The following is a 19,478-nucleotide window of genomic DNA, read 5'->3' on the forward strand; positions in this document are numbered from 1 at the left end:
GCCCCACGGTTGCTAGCTGCCGACATTTCCGTCTGGGAGGTCGCCGGACCGGCTTAGCCTATATTCAAGATGCGCCCTCACCTCGGGCCACTCTCCCTTGTGCACGCTGTACATCACCGTGTCCCGGATCGTCCCGTCGCGGCGCATGCCGTTCCCGCGAATCACGCCGTCCTTTCGCGCCCCAAGCCGCTCGATCGCGCGCTGGCTGGCAAAGTTGAAAACGTCGGTCCGCCAGCCGACGACGTTACAGCCCAGCGTATCGAACGCGTGCGTCAGCAACAGCAGCTTGCAGGTGGTATTGATGTGCGTACGCTGTGCTCGTCTGGCGTACCAGGTGTAGCCGATTTCGACTCGCTTCACCTCCGGCAGAATGTCGTGGTAACTGGTCGAGCCAAACACCTCTCCACTCGCCTCATCAACGACAGCGAAGGCGAATCGGTGTCCCTCCGCCCGGCTTTTCAGCGCAGCGTCGATATAGCCGCGCGTTTGCCCGGGCTCTGGAACCGATGTCACACGCAGATTCCAAAGCTCCCCGTCCGCAGCGGCGGCGCGCAAACCGGATTCGTGTTCGAGCGCAAGCGGTACTAGCTGTATGCCGCGTGCGGCCAGGGTGATGGGTTCAATAAAGGCCATGGTTGCCGTCCGAGGGTGGGTAGGTATCTACGTTGCGGTAGTTGACAATGCAATGCGCAGAGTCGCTTCAGCGTGCAAGCAAAGCCGTGCGCGCTTGCTGGGATATCTCTCTAGTGAGATTGCCTTAACGCGGCGTACGCGTGAACCAAAAGAGACCGGCCGCGATGCACAGCGCAACCAATGCCACGAGATCGGCGATGAACACCTTGCGTATCGCCTCGTTGTATCCACCGACAGACCAGGCGATAAGCAGAAAGGAGATCACGCTGACCAGTCCCGCAAGAATGGCGACAGGCTGCAAGTCGGGCTCGAACGCGGCATAGGCCAGAAACAGACCCAGCAAGCCAAACAGAACCGCCCGATGACGCATCAGGATTTGAAGATTCGGGTCGTTGATCGCGACGCCGTACAGCGAGGACAACCGTTCGGCGCCAATCACCCCCGAAACCGGTAGCAAATGGATTAAGCTGGCAAGCAACAACATCGCGGTGATTGTTTTCTGCATGAGGGGATGTCCTTGTCGAAGTGAAGCAGAAGGGCTGACCCGCCGGACGGACCGGTAGCATCCCTAGTGACTTGGCCGGTGATTCAGGTTGCGGCGCCGGTAAGAGAAGGGTCGCCACGGCTCGCGTTATCAGGCCGCTGACCAAGACATATGGATATGTGTAGCACTATCATGCGTTCGAACGAAGCCTAATCGTTCATAGAACCGCCTAGCCGCAGCATTGGTTCGAAATACGCCGAGCTCAACCGAGATGCCGGAAGCGGCAGCTCGTTTCTGGACGTCTTTAATCAGCAGAGCACCGATTCCCCTGCATTGATATTGAGCTGAGAGGGCAATGTTCCGGATGTAAATGCGATCGCCCTCTTCGCAGCACTGGAGATAGCCAATGACCCGGTCGTCAACCGAAACGGTCGAGGTTATTGAAGACTCGAGCTCCCGGGAAAAATTGGCTTTTTGCCACTGTTCGTCCCATCCCCAGAGCTGATCGATATGCGAGCGGAAGACCGCTCGATGTATTTCAAATAAATCCGCTGCTTCGTCGTTTCGCACCGGCCGTATGACTAGTTTCATTTAGCAACCGAGCGCGTTGGTTTGCATTTCAGGCAAGATGACATCCTGAACTTCCGGCATCCCGGTCTCGACACTTTCAGCATGGAACCCCGTCCGACCTCTTGATTCTGCACATGCCCTAGTTGAGATTAGCGAAGGCTTTAGGGGATCAATCAAGCGGCACCCAACCCTGAAGCTGCCAGCCAAATCGGAAGGATGACCCAGGCCAGCGCGCCGACAAACAAGATAAGCAAATAGACAAGTACGTTGCTGGAGTACCGCGCGATCAGATAAAAATAGGCAGTGGCGAATCCCAAATTTACCAACGCTGTGATCGCACTCTGCGCTGCATCGGCTGATAGCAGACCCAGCAGAAAAGTAAGCAGGGCGAACGCTGCCGCAAAGCGCACCGGCCGTCCGTATACGCTGACCGCCCAGCCGAAAGCGAGTAGTACGACTACTCCCATATCGCTATCCCTGCTAAATACAATGGTCCGCTTGCTCGAGTTTGCATAGCCTTATTCGTGCGTAATAATCCCGAGAGTTTTTCCCAAAAGCATAAACGGCCAGCCACCATAAATACAGCAGCAGAGATATGGTGAAAGCTGACAATTGAAAAAACTGAAATTCGTTGGAAAATGTCATAACCAACCAATACAGCACTCCCAATATCGCAAGAAGTGCAGAGATAACTACGGCCAACACACGCCCTAATCTCGCGTCCGCCAAGAGTCCAAGGAATGCAATATTGACAGGTATAGCCAGTGCAAGCGGCAGTAGTATTTCGATTGACTCAATATTTTGAGTGGCGACATCAAGCCAGGATTGAAATGCCAAGATTCCGAATAAAAATATTGCAGCTCTTACGGCTAAAGGCCTGGACACGGTATTAAACACTCTTAGGTAAAGGGTCAGTGGTGCAGAGCCCCTACGCGGCTAAGCTTCGGAGTGACTGCCTGTTGGGCGCGTGGTTCGGCTGTACGGTCGCATCTCTTCGATCCGCCGGTTTGCTGACGATAAGCTCGAAGCGGTGCCAGTGAGGCGGCACGTGTCCGCCATCTCCCTCGGCTTCGCGTAGCAGCTCGACATTCAAGCCGCTGCAAGGCTGCCACCTCGTCCTTTGTACGAAAGCTCGTTTCCGAGTCTCCGGCCCAATCGTGTCTGTCTCCAAAGAAGTGGGCCGCGAACTGTACGCCGGGCTCGAGCGCAGAAACGATAAGCGCCCACAATCGCGGAAAGTTGGCCGGCGTACAACAAAAGGCCAAGCTAAGCGCTGCGTGAATGAGTGTCGAAGGCGCCAGCTCTCCGAGCTCTTCGAAGCACGATATAACCGCATCCGCGCGTCCAGCGGGCGGATCGGTAGCCGATGCTGCGACACGCGCGATGGCCCGAGGCTCCCTGTCGATGGCTAGAACATTCCACGCTGCGTTCAGCAGCATCTTCGCCTATACACCGGCCCCGCAACCGAGGTCGACCGCGTGACGATTGCCCCGTGGCAGAAGCTCTGTTCCTAAGAGCACGACGGAGAAGCGGAGATAAAACGCGATCTTGATAGGTGCGACAGTAGGCCTCCCACCCATTCTCTACATCTGTGTCCGGCATATCGGCTGACCCGTGCGTCTAACGCGAAGCTATGCGGCAACCCGTCAGGGACGTCCGGTAGAGGGTCGCCAGGCCGGTAATTTATTTGAGCGATTGGTTAGGCATTTTTCAGTTCACACCGCACGGAGCTGCGGGTAATGCTCCTACAAGAGTTCGCTGCCATGCTTTGGCACTCTCCAGGGAGCTGAACTTCCCACGTAAGGTTCCGCTAGGAACTGGCGTCGATATCGTCGCTCTCAAAAATACGCGACCACCGACAATAATACGGGTCATCCTGCCAATGTTTGCATCAGTGAAACGCTCAAAACTTGTGGTGCCAACCTCTGTCAACTTTAGGTTAATCGGCCATTCATTTTCGATCTGGGTACCTACTGTAGATTGCTGCACGTAAGCCGAACACAGGTGAAAGTCTAGCTCAGTCTCTGCTAGTACGGCACCGGGGGTAACCAGCAAAAGGGTCGCGACCCATTTCATCATCACGATTGCCTAACGCCCGCGTAAAGCGCGCGAGGTACGAGCGTCGCCTTTGACGCGATTGTTATGCGCATTTAGAAAGTGGGAAATGATGACAGTGATTGTCATAAAGCTGCTATCCGCTCAGGCATTAAGATAAACCTTGCCCATGCTACGACGAGGATAAGAAGCGTCATCCCGATTACGCATTGCCAGTAGCTGCTAGGCTCCAAATCTCTCGAATGCCATCTTCCCACAGCAAATATCTTTCGTTTGAACAAGCCAACCAACAGCGAAGCCGCGTAGACGAGTAAGGCTACCTCTAGCAAACGGTAGACTACGAAGATCAGCGTTTCGTCAGACAATTAGGTCTCCCTTTGGCACCCCATAACAGTGATTAGGTGGAATTCCATCATATTGCATATTGGTTGCTTCCATATAACTCCGCTCCCGACCGTCTGACCTGCTGGCAATACTTATTACAAATCAGTCACTTGCGAAGATCCCGACCTCCCACCCGTAATCGCGTGACTTCCACATTTCGTGATTTTTTTATACTAGGGCGCTGCCGCGGCGCGATCAGCGTGAGCGCTTTCGCGGGCACGCTACCGCCCTACCTTTCGCGCACAGGCATGGCGGTATGGAGCGATTAAGGGGAAAGAGACAGCTGTCCGTGCCGCCAGGCGGGTTGGTTCAGGCATCCTTTGCCGAGTCCGAGCATATTACAGCCGGATGGCCTATTCCAATCGGGACGGGGCGCACAAAACAGAAACCCCGACACGTGGTCGGGGTTTCTGTTTGCGCTGGTCGCGTATCAGCCGACCCACACTCGCGCATTGCGGAACATGCGCATCCAGCCGCCGTCTTCGCTCCACTCTTCGGGAATCCAGGAGTTCTGTACGGCGCGGAAGTTGCGTTCCGGGTGCGGCATGAGAATGGTCACGCGGCCGTCGCGGGTGGTCAGGCCAGTGATGCCGCGCGGCGAGCCGTTGGGGTTGGCCGGGTAGCGTTCGGTCATGCGGCCCCGGTTGTCGATAAAACGTACGGCAACGCTGTTGCTGGCTTCGCAGGCGTCGACGGCCGAGGTATCGGCAAACTCCGCATGACCTTCGCCATGAGCGATGGCGATGGGCATGCGCGAGCCGACCATGCCGGCGAAGAAGATCGACGGCGATGGCTGAATTTCAACCATGGCCACACGGCCTTCGAACTGCTCTGAGCGGTTGCGCACGAAGCGCGGCCAGTGATCGCTGCCGGGGATCAATTCGCGCAGGTTCGATAGCATCTGGCAGCCATTGCACACACCCAGTGCAAAGGTTTCCGGGCGCTGGAAGAAGGCGCTGAAGGCTTCTCGGGCCTGTTCATTGAACAGGATCGACTTGGCCCAGCCTTCGCCAGCACCGAGCACGTCACCGTAGGAGAAGCCGCCGCAGGCGACCAGTCCGCGGAAGTCAGCCAGATCGACACGGCCTTCGAGTATGTCGCTCATGTGCACATCGACGGCGCAGAAGCCGGCGCGGGTGAAGCCCGCAGCCATTTCCAGCTGACCGTTGACGCCCTGCTCGCGCAGGATGGCGATACGCGGGCGGATGCCGGTATTGATATACGGTGCGGCGACGTCTTCATTCGGCTCGAAGCTGAGCTGCGCATGCATGCCGGGGTTGGCATCATCGGCGATGGACTCGAATTCCTGGTCAGCGCCTTCCGGGTTGTCGCGCAGGCGCTGAATCTGCCAGCTGGTCTCGGCCCAGGCTTGCTGCCAGGCAGCGCGGGTGCCGCTGAGCACGGTCTGATCATTGAAGCTGAAGGTGAGCGTCTGCTCGGTAGTCGGCTGGCCGATCACGGCGCTGCAGTCACCCAGGCCGGCCGCGGCCAGCTGGCTGAGCACGGCTTCGGTATCGCCCTGGCGGACCTGGATCACGGCGCCGAGCTCTTCGTTGAACAGTACGCCAGCCAATTCGCTGCGCTCGTCGGCCAGCACGTCCAGGCGAACATTCAAGCCGCACCGACCGGCGAAGGCCATTTCGGCCAGAGTGGTCAGCAGGCCGCCGTCCGAACGGTCATGGTACGCAAGGAGCTGACCGTCGGCGTTCAGGCCCTGGATGACTGCAAAGAATGCCTTGAGGTCTTCGGCATCATCCAGATCCGGACCCTGCGCGCCGATGCGGTTGTACACCTGCGCCAGCGCCGAGCCACCCAGGCGATTCTGCCCGCGGCCCAGGTCGATGAGGATCAGATCGGTCTCGCCCTGGTTGCTGCGCAGCTCGGGCGTCAGAGTAAAACGAATGTCCTGCACAGGGGCGAAGCCAGTGACGATCAGCGACAGCGGCGAGGTGACGCTCTTGTCCTGACCCTCTTGGCTCCAGCGGGTCTTCATCGACATCGAGTCCTTGCCGACCGGCACGGTGATGCCGAGCTCGGGGCACAGCTCCATGCCGACTGCCTTGACCGTTTCGTACAGACGCACATCTTCGCCGGGGTGGCCGGCAGCGGCCATCCAGTTGGCCGAGAGCTTGATGTCCGACAGCTTGTCGATACGTGCCGCGGCCAGGTTGGTCACGGTTTCCGCAACGGCCATCCGGCCCGAAGCCGGGGCATCGAGCAGCGCCAGCGGCGTACGCTCGCCCATGGCCATCGCTTCGCCGGTGTAGACGTCGTAGCTGGCCGCGGTAACCGCGCAGTCAGCTACTGGTACCTGCCACGGGCCGACCATCTGATCGCGCGCGACCAGACCGGTGATGGTGCGGTCGCCAATGGTGATCAGAAAGCCCTTGCTGGCCACCGACGGCAGGCGCAGCACGCGGCCAACGGCTTCGTCCAGATCGAGCTGAGTGGCGTCGAAGTCATCGCTCGGCGAGGCTTCACGCTCGGCGCTGCGGTGCATGCGCGGCGGCTTGCCGAGCAGCACGGAGAGCGGCATGTCGACCGGCTGGTTGTCAAAGTGCTGATCGTTGAGTACCAGCAGCTGCTCTTCGGTCGCCTCACCCACTACGGCATAGGGGCAACGCTCGCGCTCGCAGAGTGCAGCGAAGCGCTCGAAGTCGGCGTTGTCCACGGCCATCACATAGCGTTCCTGCGACTCGTTGGACCAGATTTCCAGCGGGCTCATGCCGGGCTCGTCGTTGGGGACGTTGCGCAACTCGAAGCGCCCGCCGCGCCCGCCGTCGTTGACCAGCTCGGGGAAGGCGTTAGACAGACCACCGGCACCTACGTCATGGATGAAGCGGATCGGGTTCTTGTCACCCTGCGCCCAGCAACGATCGATGACCTCCTGGCAGCGGCGCTCCATTTCCGGGTTCTCGCGCTGCACGGAGGCAAAATCCAGATCTTCTGCGCTGGCACCGGTGGCCATCGACGAGGCAGCGCCGCCGCCGAGGCCGATCAGCATGGCCGGGCCGCCCAGCACGACGAGCTTGGCCCCAACCGGAATCTCGGCCTTTTCAACGTGACCGGCGCGAATATTGCCCAGGCCGCCGGCGATCATGATCGGCTTGTGATAGCCGCGGATCTCGGCGCCACGCGGGGACTGCACGGTCTGTTCGAAGGTTCGGAAGTAGCCTGTCAGGTTGGGACGGCCGAATTCGTTGTTGAACGCGGCGCCGCCGAGCGGGCCTTCGATCATGATCTGCAGCGGCGTGACGATGCGATCCGGCTTGCCATTGTTCTCTTCCCAGGGCTGTTCGAAGCCCGGAATGCGCAGGTTGGACACGGTGAAGCCGCTCAAGCCGGCCTTCGGCTTGCCGCCGCGGCCGGTGGCGCCCTCGTCACGAATCTCGCCGCCCGAGCCAGTCGCGGCACCCGGGAACGGGGCGATCGCGGTCGGGTGGTTGTGGGTCTCGACCTTCATCAGAATATGTACCGGCTCCTCGTGGAAGCGGTACTCGTGACTGCCCGGCTGAGGAAAGAAGCGACCGGCAACAAAACCTTCGATCACCGCGGCGTTGTCCTTGTAGGCGGACAGCACGCCTTCACGGTGCAGCTCGAAGGTATTCTTGATCATGCCGAACAGGCTCTTGTCCTGCGCCTGACCGTCGATGTCCCAACTGGCGTTGAAGATCTTGTGCCGGCAGTGCTCGGAGTTGGCCTGGGCGAACATCATCAGCTCGACGTCGCTGGGGTTGCGCCCCAGGTCAGTGAAGCTCTGCACCAGATAGTCGATCTCGTCCTCGGCCAGTGCCAGGCCCAGTGACTCGTTGGCCTGCTCCAGCGCAGCGCGGCCGCCGGCGAGAATATCCACCCGATTGAACGGCTTCGGCTGAGTGTGCGCGAACAATCCTTCGGCCGCATCGAACTGCTCCAGCACCATTTCGGTCATACGGTCGTGCAGCAGAGCGGCTACCCGTTGACGTGCGTTGGCGTCCAGATCACCCTTCACATAGTAAGCGAGGCCGCGCTCGATACGGGCCACCGACTGCAAACCGCAGTTGTGGGCAATGTCGGTCGCCTTGCTCGACCAGGGCGAGATGGTGCCGAAGCGCGGGACGACCAGGAACAGCGTGCCTTCCGGCTCCTCCACCGCGACGGACGGGCCATAGCGCAGCAGGCGTGCGAGCACGTCGTGCCCCCGATCATCCAGTTCGGCGGAAAGCTCGGCAAAATGCATGAAATCGGCATACAGTCCGGAAACGGCCGGCACTTCGGACTGGATACGCGACAGCAGCTTGTTGCGACGGAAATCGGAAAGGGCTGGGGCTCCACGCAGGATATGCATGTCGGTAACGGCCTCGGAGAAACAGGGATGGAAAAATGAAGGCGCATAGGATAACCCAAGGACGGCGTGACGGCCATGCTGGCTAACCCGCGCCGAGCGGCGCATCACGGCGTGTCGGTGCTGAAAAACCCGGCTACATGCAGTAACTATTGCCGCGGACCGCTTTTCCTTATACTGGCTCGCATGTCACCCCGCCGGCCCCTGCCCTTCTCCCTGCCCGCCCTGCTCCCGCTGGTCCTCGCGACGCTGCTGGCAGGCTGCGGCGAACAGCCCAGCCGTCTCGAGCAGATCCGCGACGAAGGAACCCTGCGCGTCGTGACCCGCAATACGCCCACGACCTATTACCAGGATCGCCACGGCGATACCGGGCTGGAATACGAGCTGAGCAAGCGCTTCGCACAGAGTCTGGGCGTGACCCTTGAAATTACCACCACAGCTACGCTGGACGACCTGTATCACCAGCTTTCCAGCGAAGATGGCCCAGACCTGGCCGCCGCCGGCGTCACGGTCAATCCGCAGCGGGCCGATCAGGTGCGCTTCGCGGAGCCCTATCTCGAGACCACCCCCCAGGTGGTCTACCGCCGCGGCAAGCGCCAGCCGCGCAACATCGAGGAGCTCTACGGCAAGCGCATCATGGTGCTCAAGGGCAGCACGCTGGCCGACATGCTGCGAGACCTGCAGCAGGAACATCCCAATCTGGTCTTCGAGGAGTCCGACAGCCTCGAAGTGGCCGATCTGCTGCGGCTGGTCAATGACGAGGAGATCGACCATGCGGTGGTCTACTCCAACGAACTGGTGGTCAACCAGGCGTTCTATCCGGCGGTGCGTGTGGGGTTCGATCTGGGCGAGCCACGGGCGATGGCCTGGGCCTTGCCGCGCGAGCCTGACGACACCCTGCTCGATGCGGTGCGCGAATTCTTCGCCGGCATCAAGGAGGACGGCACGCTGGACCAGCTCATCGAGCGCTTCTACGGTCATTCCGACGTGCTCGACTATGTGGGTGCACGCGCGTTTGCGCGGCATATGACCCAACGCCTCCCACGGTTCGAGACCCAGTTCCGCCAGGCTGGCGATCAGTACGCACTGGACTGGCGCCTGTTGGCGGCCATGGGGTATCAGGAGTCCCTCTGGGATCCGGACGCCCGTTCGCCCACCGGCGTGCGCGGGTTGATGATGCTGACGCTGCCCACCGCCAAGTTCGTTGGCGTGACCAACCGTATCGATCCGAAGCAGAGCATCTTTGGCGGGGCGCGTTATCTGATCTGGGTGCGCGATCAGTTGCCCACCGACATCCCCGAGCCCGACCGCACCTGGTTCGCCCTGGCCGCTTACAACGTCGGCCTGGGGCATCTCGATGATGCCCGCACCCTGACACGTAACAACGGCCGCGACCCGAACCGCTGGATCGATGTGAAGGATCATTTGCCGTTACTGCAGAAGAAGCAGTGGTATACCCAGACGCGCTACGGCTATGCCCGCGGCTCCGAACCGGTGCATTACGTGCAGAACATCCGCCGCTACTACGAGATCCTGCAGTGGGTCACCCAGCCCCAGGCCGAGACGGCGCGGATTCCCGAAGGCGAGTACCACACGCCCGGGATTCTCGAGCAGTTACCGCAGGGGATCTAGCGCCGCCTTCGGCGGCGCAGCGGTAAGCTGTTAGCTTCAAGCGACAAGCTGTCCGAGTGGAGCGGGAAAAGGGGGGTGTATCCGCGGTTTGTTGCAGTCGCAAGTCTTGCTAAGCACGGGCATGGTTTGGTTTTAAGCTTGAAGCTTGAAGCTTGCCGCTTGCCGCTTGCCGCTGCGCGACAGCTAGCTGTCGCGCCCCCGCCGCTGCCGAAAAAACGCCTTGAGCATCGCTCCACACTCTTCTGCCAGCACTCCGCCTTCCACCTGTACGCGATGGTTGTACCAGGGCTGGTCGAGGGTCTGGCTGCGGCTGAGGATAGCGCCGGCGCGCGGTTCACTGGCTCCATAGACCAGGCGGCCGATACGGCTGTGCACCAGCAGGCCGGCGCACATGGTGCAGGGTTCAAGCGTGACGTAGAGGGTAGCGCCGGGCAGACGATAGTTGCCGAGGGCTTCGGCCGCCTGGCGGATGGCGACCATTTCCGCGTGGGCGCTGGGATCGTGACTGCTGATCGGCTGGTTGAAGCCCTTGCCGATCACTGCACCGTCCAGCACCAGCACGGCGCCGACCGGTACCTCGCCGAGCAGGGCACCCTGCTCGGCTTCGGCCAGCGCCAGCCGCATGAAGTCGATATCAGCTGGCTTCATGGCCGGCTCCGATCAGATCAGACCGCGTTGGCGCAGCAGACCGATCACCTTGTCGACACAGCTGTCCAGATCCGAATCGGCGGTGTTGAGGACCAGATCGGCATTCTCCGGCGCTTCGTACGGATAGGACACGCCGGGGATAGTGCCGTCCACATTGGCGGCATACAGACCGGAGGGATCGCGCGTCTGGCATACGTCCAGCGGTGCATCGAGATACACCATCAGGCAGCGTTCGCCGAGAATATGCCGGGCGGTGTCGCGGCTCGCCTTGGTCGGTGCAACGAAGGCGCCCAGCGCTATCAGACCCGCTTCGTTGAGCTGACGGGCGATCCGCACGCCCTTGTGCAGGTTCTCGGCACGGCCTGCGGCGTCCTGCGCCAACCCTTTCGACAGGTCCTGACGCATCGCCTTGCCATCGAGCACGTAGCAGGCACGTCCCTGGTCGAACAGCTTGCGTTCGACGGCGTAGGCAATGGTGCTCTTGCCGGAACCGGACAGACCGGTGAACAGCACGGTGACCGGATCCTGGCCGAAGCGTGCGGCGCGCTCGGACGCAGTCACATGGGCCAAGCGGCCATGATGGCTGTCGCTGCTGTTCTGGCCCATCAACCCCTTGGCGACGATCATGCCCGCACCCACGGTGCCGTTGGTCATGCGGTCGATGACGATGAACGCGCCGGAGGTGCGGTTGTGGCGGTAATCGTCATAGGCGATCGGGCGCTCGAGCGACAGCTCGACCCGGCCGATTTCGTTCAGTCCGAGCTGCGGCGCTTCCTGCTGCTCCAGCGTGTTCACATCGATGCGATGCACGATGCGCGTGAACGAGCCTGGACTGTAGCTGGTCGCGCGCTTGATGTCGTACTTGCGGCCGGGCTGCATGGGCTGCTCGGCCATCCAGACGATATTGGCTTCGAAGTGATCGCCGATCAGCGGACGATTGTCCACATGCGCGAGCATGTCACCACGGGAGATGTCGATCTCGTCTTCCAGCGTCAGCGTCACCGCCTGGCCCGGGCCGGCTGTTTCCAGCTCGCCATCGTAGGTGACGATGGACTTCACACGGCTGGTCTTGCCTGACGGCAATACGACCAGCTCATCACCCTTGTGCACCACGCCGGCGGCGATGGTGCCGGCAAAGCCGCGGAAGTTCAGGTTGGGCCGGGTCACCAGCTGCACCGGGAAGCGCAGGTCCGTGAGGTTGCGATCGGCCGCCACTTCGACGTTTTCCAGAATTTCCATCAGCGTCTGGCCGGTGTACCACGGGCTGCGCTCGCTGCGATTGACGACGTTATCGCCCTTCAATGCCGACATCGGCACGAAGTGCACGCTGTTGCCGTCGAGCATTTCCAGGCCCTTGGCAAACTCGCGGTAATCGTCACAGATCTGGTTGAATACGCCCTCGTCGAAGTCCTTCAGATCCATCTTGTTGACCGCAACGACGATGTGCTTGATACCCAACAGCGAGGCAATGAAGCTGTGGCGCTTGGTCTGGGTCTGCACGCCATAACGCGCATCGATCAGGATGATCGCCAGGTCACAGGTCGACGCGCCAGTGGCCATGTTGCGGGTGTACTGCTCATGGCCAGGGGTGTCGGCGATGATGAACTTGCGCTTGGCGGTGGAAAAATAGCGGTAGGCGACATCGATGGTGATGCCCTGCTCACGCTCGGCCTGCAGACCATCAACCAGCAGCGCCAGGTCGATGTCCTCGCCCGTGGTTCCGACCTTCTTGGAATCACGCGTGATGGCTTCCATGTGATCTTCGTAGATCATCTTGGAATCATGCAGCAAACGCCCGATCAGCGTGCTCTTGCCGTCATCGACGTTTCCGCAGGTGAGGAACCGCAACAGCTCCTTACGCTCGTGCTGTGCCAGGTAGGCCAGGATGTCTTCGCTGATTAGTTCAGACTGATGGGACATGATCTTATCTCGATGCTATAGGCTGAAGGCTGAAGGCTGGACGTAACTGCTCCGTGCCCAACGAGATCACTGCGCCTGCCTCAACAGGCGCTGCAGGCCGGAAAGCATTGATGCGATGCGCTTGCAACGCCCTACCCAGTCTGCGCTGATCTCGCGAGGTATAAACCCTACCTCCGAGCCAATGTAAATTTGTGTTCTCAACTCCGAGCATGAACTCTTCGCCACGCTCAGGTAATGGTGCTTTTCCCGATCACCTTCGCGCGTCATTCCTTCCGCAATATTGCTGGGGATCGACAGTGAGGCGCGTGTAATCTGATCTTTGAAACCGTAATCCCTGCTATCAGCAAAATGCTTGTATACGTCTACCGAAAGCCGGGCTGAAAGCTTCCAAACTTCCAGCTTCTCGAAATCCATTTCTTCCAGCCTCCAGCTTCGCGCCTCCAGCCATCCTTAGAAGTACCCCTGACGCTTCTTCTCTTCCATCGAGCCGGCTTGATCGTGATCGATCACGCGACCCTGACGCTCGGACGTACGTGTCAGCAGCATTTCCTGGATGATATCCGGCAGCGTCGCAGCACTGGACTCGACGGCACCGGTCAGCGGATAGCAGCCCAGCGTGCGGAAGCGGACCATTTTCATTTCGGGCACTTCGCCTTCGTTCAGCGGCATGCGCTCGTCGTCGACCATGATCAGCGAACCGTTGCGCTCGACCACGGGCCGCTCGGCGGCAAAGTACAGCGGTACGATCGGAATGCTTTCCAGATAGATGTATTGCCAGATATCCAGCTCGGTCCAGTTCGACAGCGGGAACACGCGAATGCTTTCGCCCTTGTGCACCTTGCCGTTGTAGATGTTCCACAGCTCCGGACGCTGGTTCTTCGGATCCCAGCGGTGATGCTTGTCACGGAACGAATACACGCGCTCCTTGGCGCGCGACTTCTCCTCGTCACGGCGAGCACCACCGAAAGCGGCGTCGAAGCCGTACTTGTCCAGCGCCTGCTTCAGGCCCTGGGTTTTCATCACGTCGGTATGGACTGCGCTGCCGTGGGTGAACGGATTCACGCCCTGGGCGAGACCTTCGGGGTTCTGATGAACCAGCAGGTCAAGATCCATCTCGTTGACCATCTTCTCGCGGAACTTGTACATCTCGCGAAATTTCCAGCCGGTATCCACATGCAGAACAGGGAACGGCAACTTGCCTGGATAGAACGCCTTGCGGGCCAGATGCAGCATGACTGCCGAATCCTTGCCGATCGAATAGAGCATGACCGGGTTCTGAAACTCGGCTGCCACTTCACGAATGATGTGGATGCTCTCCGCTTCAAGCTGCTTCAGGTGAGTCAGTTTTTCCAGCATGGCTATCTCGCAACGATAAGGGGGACGCCGGGCATCCCTAATTCGAATTGGCGGCATTGTAACAAAGCAGGTTGCTTATAATAAGCGCACCGACAAGAACCTTGAGCTATAACGATATTCGAAAGCGCAATGCGCTTCCGAATACAGCGGCGAGCTGAAAGCGGCAAGCCATAAGCTACTTGAGCGATGACATGCGTTGCTCGGTTGGCCGACAGGTTTTGCTTGAAGCTTGTAGCTTACAGCTCCCCGCTGGAGCCGCTGCGCGGCTCACGCCGGGTTATCGATGTCGACAAACTCATGTTCGATGCCGAAGCGCTCTGCCAGGTGCTCGCCCAGGGCTTTGACACCGTAGCGTTCGGTAGCGTGGTGCCCTGCCGCGAAGAAGTGGATGCCGTGTTCACGCGCAGCGTGCACGGTGGGCTCGGAGACTTCTCCGGTAATATAGGCATCGACGCCGAGGGCGACAGCTTTTTCAATGTAGCCTTGCGCGCCGCCGGTGCACCAGGCGATGCGCCGGATGGGCCGGTCGCTGCCTGCAATGTGCAGCGGTGCTCGGCCCAGCCCCTGTTCCAGTGATCGGGCGAAGGCCTCACCGGAGCACGCCTGACGAACCCGCCCGGCGAGCCCGACGGAGCGCGGGTTGCCGAGCTCGAGGCCACCGTCGATTTCCCAGCCCAGCAAACGGGCGAGCTGAACGTTATTGCCCAGCTCGGCATGTACATCCAGCGGCAGGTGATACGCCAGCAAGCTCATCTCGTTGTCGAGGAGAGTCTTGATCCGGCGGTAGCGCATGCCTGTAATCGGTAAAGGTTCTCCCTTCCAGAAATAACCGTGATGCACCAGGACCAGTTGCGCCTGGCGTTCGGCTGCTGCGTCCAGCAGAGCCTGGCTGGCAGTGACACCGGTGACGATGCGCTGGATGCGCGGCGTACCCTCCACCTGCAGCCCATTGGGGCAGTAGTCCTGGAATGCCTGCTTTTCCAACAGCTCATCGCAGTACTGCACCAGCGCTGTACGCTCTATCATGGCAATCTCCGGGACGCGACAAAGCCGTCATTTTCGGCATCCCGCCGCTGCATTTCAAGGCCAGCCCTCTACACGCCGGATGCCGCGACCTATAATGCGCGATTGGCTCGCTCTGCACCCGGTAACCGAAGGAACACACTGATGAAGGAACACTTGCGAAGCCTCGGCTGGCCCATCACCTGGGGGCTGCTGTTGTCGCTGCTGGTCATCGAAGCCTTCCCCCAGTGGCTGGGGATTGCGCCGGGCGGCAACGTGGAAATTCAGATGCTCCCCGAGCCTGAGCGCGTTGCGAACACCTCGGGACCTGTCTCGTACAGCTCGGCGGTACGCCGTGCTGCGCCCGCGGTAGCCAGCATCTTTACCAGCAAGGAAGTTACCCCACCGCAGCCTGATCAACAGAATCCCACACTGCGCGACTATACCGACAACCTTCCAGGCGCCGCCCGGCGACAGTCAAGCCTGGGATCGGCGGTAATTCTCAGCAGCGACGGCTATCTGCTGACCAACAATCACGTGATAGCCGATGCCGACGAGATCCTCGTCGCGTTGCAGGATGGCCGTGAAACCATCGCCCGACTCATCGGGACCGATCCAGAGACGGATCTTGCGGTGCTAAAGATCGATCTGCCGAATCTGCCCGCCGTGACCATCAGCCCGGCAGAAGACCAGCGCACCGGCGACGTGGTGATGGCCATCGGCAACCCGTTCGGTCTCGGCCAGACCGTCACCATGGGCATCATCAGCGCAACCGGGCGCAACCAACTGGGACTCAACACCTACGAGGATTTCATCCAGACCGATGCGGCGATCAACCAGGGCAACTCAGGCGGTGCACTGATCGATGCACACGGCAACCTGATCGGCATTAACACCGCTATCTTCTCCCAGTCGGGCGGCTCCCAGGGCATCGGATTCGCGATTCCTGCCCGGCTGGCTACCGAGGTCATGCAGGCAATCATCGCCAACGGCCGTGTCATACGCGGCTGGCTGGGGGTAGAAGTACAACCGCTGACGCCGGAACAGGCGGCCGAGGCAGGCCTGGAGTTCGGCCAGGGGATCGTTATCTCTGGTCTGTACCGCGAGGGGCCCGCCTGGCAGGCGGGTCTGAAGCCCGGCGACGTCATCCTGAGCATCGACGGCCAGCCGGCCATCAATGGGCGCAGCGCAATGAATCAGGTGGCGCGCGCCAAGCCGGGCGAGTCCGTCTCGATGCGCGTGTCCCGCAAGGGCGCGATCAAAAGCTTCCGGGCGGAAGTGGGCGTACGCCCAAGCTTCAAGCCCTGACGCCAGCGCGTCGGGTCAGATCAGGGTCCGCAGCGCCGCCAGCAGGGCCTGATTCTGCTCCGGCGTGCCAATCGTTATCCGCAGGAACTGGTCAATGCGCGGCTGACGGAAGTGCCGGACGATCACGCCCTGCTCGCGCAAGCCCTGGGCCAGCTCGGCTGCGTCACGCGTACTGTGGCGTGCGAACACGAAGTTGGCAGCCGACGGCAGCACGGCGAATCCAAGCTGTTCCAGCTGCCGGGCCAACGTCTCACGGCTGGCGATCACCTTGTTGCGGCTGTCATCGAACCACTGCCGGTCTTCGAAAGCCGCAACCGCGCCAACAATTGCCAGTCGGTCCAGCGGGTAGGAATTGAAACTGTTCTTGATCCGCTCAAGCGCCTCGATCAGATCCCTGTGCCCGACCGCAAGACCCACCCGCAGACCAGCCAGCGAGCGCGACTTGGACAGCGTCTGGGTCACAAGCAGGTTCGGGTACCGATCAACCAGACCGATGGCGGTTTCGCCGCCGAAATCGACGTAGGCTTCGTCAACAACCACGACCGACGCCCTGTTGGCCTCGAGCAGCTGTTCGATCCGGTCCAGCCCCAGCGGCACACCGGTCGGCGCGTTCGGGTTGGGGAAGATGATTCCGCCGTTGGGCCTGCGGTAGTCTTCCACATCGATCGAGAAATCGTCGCGCAGCGCCACCGGCTGCGGCTCGATACCGTAAAGGCCGCAGTAGACCGGATAGAAGCTGTAGGTGATATCCGGAAAGAGCAGCGGCCTGCCATGCTGAAACAGCCCGTGAAAGACGTGCGCCAGCACTTCGTCCGAGCCGTTGCCGACGAAGACCTGGTCGGTGGATACACCGTAGTAGTTGGCGATGCTCTGCTTGAGGGCGTCGGCATTTGGCGCGGGATACAGGCGCAGGGTATCGCCCAGCTCGGCACGAATCGCCTCGATCACCCGCGGCGACGGCCCATAGGGGTTTTCGTTGGTGTTGAGCTTGACCAGATTGGCCAGCTTCGGCTGCTCGCCCGGCACGTAAGGCACCAGACTGCGAACGAAAGGACTCCAGAAACGGCTCACATCGATCTCCTTTGGAGAGCTGCAAGCTTTAAGCTGCAAGCTGCAAGTTGATCGCATGAGATTGGCCGACCTGTCGCTTGCCGCTTGCCGCTTGCTGCTTGTCGCTTCAATTCTTGATTCGGTATTCAGCGCTGCGCGCGTGGGCGGTCAGGCTTTCGCCGCGGGCCAGTACCGAGGCGGTGCGCGCCAGGTCCGAGGCGCCCTGCGGGGAACAAAAGATGATGGATGAACGCTTCTGGAAGTCGTACACGCCCAGCGGCGAAGAGAAACGCGCCGTGCCCGAGGTCGGCAGAACGTGGTTCGGACCGGCACAGTAATCACCCAGCGCTTCGGGAGTGAAGCGACCCATGAAGATCGCACCCGCATGACGAATCGACGGCAGAAGCGCTTCCGGATCCGCCACCGACAGTTCCAGATGTTCCGGGGCAATTCGGTTGGAGACCTCGCAGGCCTGCTCGAGACTGTCAACCTTGATCAGCGCACCGCGGTTCTCCAACGAGACACGTACCATGTCCGCGCGCTCCAGCTCACCGATCAGGCGGTTGAGGCTCGCTTCGACCGCGTCCAGGAAAGCGGCGTCTGGCGACAGCAGGATCGACTGCGCGTCCTCGTCGTGCTCGGCCTGCGAGAACAGATCCATGGCTATCCAGTCCGGATCGGTCTGACCGTCACAGACGACCAGAATTTCCGAGGGTCCGGCGATCATGTCGATGCCGACCTGCCCGAATACGGCGCGCTTGGCGGTCGCCACATAAATGTTGCCCGGACCGACGATCTTGTCCACCCGCGGCACGCTCTCCGTGCCGTAGGCCAGGGCAGCCACGGCCTGGGCGCCACCGACGGTAAACACCCGGTCGACACCGGCCAGACAGGCGGCGGCCAATACCAGCTCGTTGATCTCTCCACGCGGCGTGGGGACCATCATCACGACTTCCGGCACACCTGCGACCTTTGCCGGAATGGCGTTCATCAGTACCGATGACGGGTAGGAAGCCTTGCCGCCCGGCACATAAAGCCCGGCGCGATCGAGCGGAGTGATCTGCTGACCCAGCACGGTTCCACTGGGTTCGGTGTAGCGCCAGGATTCCTGACACTGCTTCTCGTGATAGCTGCGCACACGCTCGGCGGCAACTTCCAGGGCCTCCCGCTGAGCAGGAGTAATGCGTTCCAGCGCCAGCTCCAGACGGGCCCGGTCGAGAATCAGGTCGTCCATGCGAGCCACGTCGAGGGAGTCGAAGCGCGCGGTGTATTCCACTACGGCCGCATCGCCACGCTCGCGGACCGCCGCGATGATTTCCTCGACGCGGTCATTCACCGCCTTGTCGGACACCCCTTCCCAGGCCAGCAGCGCGTCGAGATGGCGACCGAAATCAGCCTGATTGGCATCGAGACGGACGATATTCAACGGCTTGCTCATGGCGTTCACCTTGGGATTGATTACGGATCAGCTGGCGCGGGTGTCTACCGCTTCGCGCAGTACTTCGATCAGAGCCTTGATACGGGCATGCTTCATCTTCATCGAAGCCTTGTTGACGATCAACCGCGAGCTGATGTGAGCGATCAGCTCCTGCGGCTCGAGACCATTGGCCTTGAGCGTATTGCCGGTGTCGACCACATCGATGATCTTGTCGGCCAGGCCTACCAGCGGCGCCAGCTCCATCGAGCCGTACAGCTTGATGACTTCGACCTGCCGGCCCTGCTCGGCATAGTACCGGCGAGCCACGTTGACGAACTTGGTGGCCACGCGCAGGCGCCCGGTCGGCTCAGGCGTATTCACCGGCCCGGCAGTCATCAGCTTGCAGTTGGCGATCTTCAGGTCGAGCGGCTCGTACAGGCCCTGACTGGCATACTCCATCAGCACGTCCTTGCCGGCAACGCCGAGATCGGCGGCGCCGTGTTCGACATAGGTCGGCACATCGGTCGCGCGGACGATCAACAGACGCACGTCCGGATCGGTCGTGGTGAAGATCAGCTTGCGACTCTTTTCCAGATCTTCCACCGGTTCGATACCTGCCTGCTTCAACAGCGGCAGGGTATCGTCGAGGATCCGTCCCTTGGAAAGCGCGATGGTCAGGGTCTGGCTCATAAGCT

General features: G+C 60.8%; 16 protein-coding genes. 2 read left to right on the forward strand and 14 right to left on the reverse strand.

Features of this window, described 5'->3' with window-relative positions; genetic code table 11:
* Positions 1-12: 12 nt before the first annotated feature.
* From KEM63_RS13590 to purL, 6 genes are all read right to left on the reverse strand, one after another.
* Positions 13-633 carry a GNAT family N-acetyltransferase gene (locus KEM63_RS13590; RefSeq protein WP_223652524.1) on the reverse strand — a complete coding sequence of 207 codons (621 nt, stop codon included), beginning with the start codon at positions 631-633 and terminating at the stop codon, positions 13-15.
* A 124-nt stretch (positions 634-757) separates the two neighbouring features.
* Positions 758-1,138: a phosphopantetheine adenylyltransferase gene (locus KEM63_RS13595; protein WP_223652526.1), complete on the reverse strand. Its 381-nt coding sequence runs from the start codon at positions 1,136-1,138 to the stop codon at positions 758-760.
* Positions 1,139-1,267: 129 nt separating this feature from the next.
* Positions 1,268-1,708, reverse strand: coding sequence for a GNAT family N-acetyltransferase (locus KEM63_RS13600; RefSeq protein WP_223652528.1), 441 nt, complete (start codon positions 1,706-1,708; stop codon positions 1,268-1,270).
* A 152-nt stretch (positions 1,709-1,860) separates the two neighbouring features.
* On the reverse strand, positions 1,861-2,154 hold the full coding sequence (locus tag KEM63_RS13605) for a hypothetical protein (RefSeq protein WP_223652530.1): 294 nt from the start codon (positions 2,152-2,154) through the stop codon (positions 1,861-1,863).
* Between the two features lie 1,243 nt (positions 2,155-3,397).
* Positions 3,398-3,766 (reverse strand): SecDF P1 head subdomain-containing protein, encoded by a 369-nt coding sequence (locus tag KEM63_RS17040; RefSeq protein ID WP_423747809.1) that lies wholly within the window; start codon positions 3,764-3,766, stop codon positions 3,398-3,400.
* Between the two features lie 790 nt (positions 3,767-4,556).
* Complete coding sequence (gene purL, locus KEM63_RS13610; RefSeq protein ID WP_223652532.1) at positions 4,557-8,453, reverse strand: phosphoribosylformylglycinamidine synthase; 3,897 nt, start codon at positions 8,451-8,453, stop codon at positions 4,557-4,559.
* 183 nt (positions 8,454-8,636) lie between these two features.
* On the opposite strand from purL, the gene mltF reads away from it, so the two are divergent.
* Positions 8,637-10,082 carry a membrane-bound lytic murein transglycosylase MltF gene (gene mltF, locus KEM63_RS13615; protein ID WP_223652534.1) on the forward strand — a complete coding sequence of 482 codons (1,446 nt, stop codon included), beginning with the start codon at positions 8,637-8,639 and terminating at the stop codon, positions 10,080-10,082.
* 183 nt (positions 10,083-10,265) lie between these two features.
* Here mltF and tadA read toward each other — a convergent pair whose 3' ends face one another.
* The 5 genes from tadA to KEM63_RS13640 all read right to left on the reverse strand — a co-directional run bounded on the left by tadA (position 10,266) and on the right by KEM63_RS13640 (position 15,032).
* Positions 10,266-10,730, reverse strand: coding sequence for a tRNA adenosine(34) deaminase TadA (gene tadA / locus KEM63_RS13620; protein WP_223652536.1), 465 nt, complete (start codon positions 10,728-10,730; stop codon positions 10,266-10,268).
* A 12-nt stretch (positions 10,731-10,742) separates the two neighbouring features.
* Entirely contained in the window at positions 10,743-12,650 is a 1,908-nt protein-coding gene (gene cysN / locus KEM63_RS13625; RefSeq protein WP_223652537.1) for a sulfate adenylyltransferase subunit CysN, read from the reverse strand.
* A 66-nt stretch (positions 12,651-12,716) separates the two neighbouring features.
* Positions 12,717-13,064 carry a four helix bundle protein gene (locus KEM63_RS13630; RefSeq protein WP_223652539.1) on the reverse strand — a complete coding sequence of 116 codons (348 nt, stop codon included), beginning with the start codon at positions 13,062-13,064 and terminating at the stop codon, positions 12,717-12,719.
* Between the two features lie 36 nt (positions 13,065-13,100).
* Positions 13,101-14,006, reverse strand: coding sequence for a sulfate adenylyltransferase subunit CysD (cysD, locus tag KEM63_RS13635; RefSeq protein ID WP_223652541.1), 906 nt, complete (start codon positions 14,004-14,006; stop codon positions 13,101-13,103).
* A gap of 267 nt (positions 14,007-14,273) precedes the next feature.
* A complete protein-coding gene (locus KEM63_RS13640; RefSeq protein WP_223652545.1) occupies positions 14,274-15,032 on the reverse strand; it encodes a Nif3-like dinuclear metal center hexameric protein in 759 nt (252 codons plus the stop codon).
* Between the two features lie 141 nt (positions 15,033-15,173).
* On the opposite strand from KEM63_RS13640, the gene KEM63_RS13645 reads away from it, so the two are divergent.
* Positions 15,174-16,316 (forward strand): S1C family serine protease, encoded by a 1,143-nt coding sequence (locus KEM63_RS13645; protein ID WP_223652546.1) that lies wholly within the window; start codon positions 15,174-15,176, stop codon positions 16,314-16,316.
* Positions 16,317-16,331: 15 nt separating this feature from the next.
* On the opposite strand, the gene hisC is transcribed toward KEM63_RS13645, so the two are convergent.
* The 3 genes from hisC to hisG form a co-directional block, all read right to left on the reverse strand.
* The gene (gene hisC, locus KEM63_RS13650) at positions 16,332-17,387 is read right to left on the reverse strand and encodes a histidinol-phosphate transaminase (RefSeq protein ID WP_223652548.1); all 1,056 of its coding nucleotides are present in this window, start codon (positions 17,385-17,387) and stop codon (positions 16,332-16,334) included.
* Between the two features lie 106 nt (positions 17,388-17,493).
* Positions 17,494-18,804: a histidinol dehydrogenase gene (hisD, locus tag KEM63_RS13655; RefSeq protein ID WP_223652549.1), complete on the reverse strand. Its 1,311-nt coding sequence runs from the start codon at positions 18,802-18,804 to the stop codon at positions 17,494-17,496.
* Between the two features lie 27 nt (positions 18,805-18,831).
* Positions 18,832-19,473, reverse strand: coding sequence for an ATP phosphoribosyltransferase (hisG, locus tag KEM63_RS13660; RefSeq protein WP_223652551.1), 642 nt, complete (start codon positions 19,471-19,473; stop codon positions 18,832-18,834).
* Between the last annotated feature and the right edge of the window lie 5 nt (positions 19,474-19,478).

Origin of the sequence: Halopseudomonas nanhaiensis, assembly GCF_020025155.1 — a bacterium.
Lineage (GTDB): Bacteria > Pseudomonadota > Gammaproteobacteria > Pseudomonadales > Pseudomonadaceae > Halopseudomonas > Halopseudomonas nanhaiensis.

Coding starts and splice junctions, on each gene's coding strand:
- tadA (WP_223652536.1), bottom strand. CDS start 10,730: ATGAAGCCAGCTGATATCGACTTCATGCGGCTGGCGCTGGCCGAAGCC.
- hisD (WP_223652549.1), bottom strand. CDS start 18,804: ATGAGCAAGCCGTTGAATATCGTCCGTCTCGATGCCAATCAGGCTGAT.
- mltF (WP_223652534.1), top strand. CDS start 8,637: ATGTCACCCCGCCGGCCCCTGCCCTTCTCCCTGCCCGCCCTGCTCCCG.
- cysN (WP_223652537.1), bottom strand. CDS start 12,650: ATGTCCCATCAGTCTGAACTAATCAGCGAAGACATCCTGGCCTACCTG.
- KEM63_RS17040 (WP_423747809.1), bottom strand. CDS start 3,766: ATGATGAAATGGGTCGCGACCCTTTTGCTGGTTACCCCCGGTGCCGTA.
- purL (WP_223652532.1), bottom strand. CDS start 8,453: ATGCATATCCTGCGTGGAGCCCCAGCCCTTTCCGATTTCCGTCGCAAC.
- hisG (WP_223652551.1), bottom strand. CDS start 19,473: ATGAGCCAGACCCTGACCATCGCGCTTTCCAAGGGACGGATCCTCGAC.
- KEM63_RS13595 (WP_223652526.1), bottom strand. CDS start 1,138: ATGCAGAAAACAATCACCGCGATGTTGTTGCTTGCCAGCTTAATCCAT.
- KEM63_RS13590 (WP_223652524.1), bottom strand. CDS start 633: ATGGCCTTTATTGAACCCATCACCCTGGCCGCACGCGGCATACAGCTA.
- KEM63_RS13640 (WP_223652545.1), bottom strand. CDS start 15,032: ATGATAGAGCGTACAGCGCTGGTGCAGTACTGCGATGAGCTGTTGGAA.
- KEM63_RS13605 (WP_223652530.1), bottom strand. CDS start 2,154: ATGGGAGTAGTCGTACTACTCGCTTTCGGCTGGGCGGTCAGCGTATAC.
- KEM63_RS13630 (WP_223652539.1), bottom strand. CDS start 13,064: ATGGATTTCGAGAAGCTGGAAGTTTGGAAGCTTTCAGCCCGGCTTTCG.
- KEM63_RS13645 (WP_223652546.1), top strand. CDS start 15,174: ATGAAGGAACACTTGCGAAGCCTCGGCTGGCCCATCACCTGGGGGCTG.
- cysD (WP_223652541.1), bottom strand. CDS start 14,006: ATGCTGGAAAAACTGACTCACCTGAAGCAGCTTGAAGCGGAGAGCATC.
- KEM63_RS13600 (WP_223652528.1), bottom strand. CDS start 1,708: ATGAAACTAGTCATACGGCCGGTGCGAAACGACGAAGCAGCGGATTTA.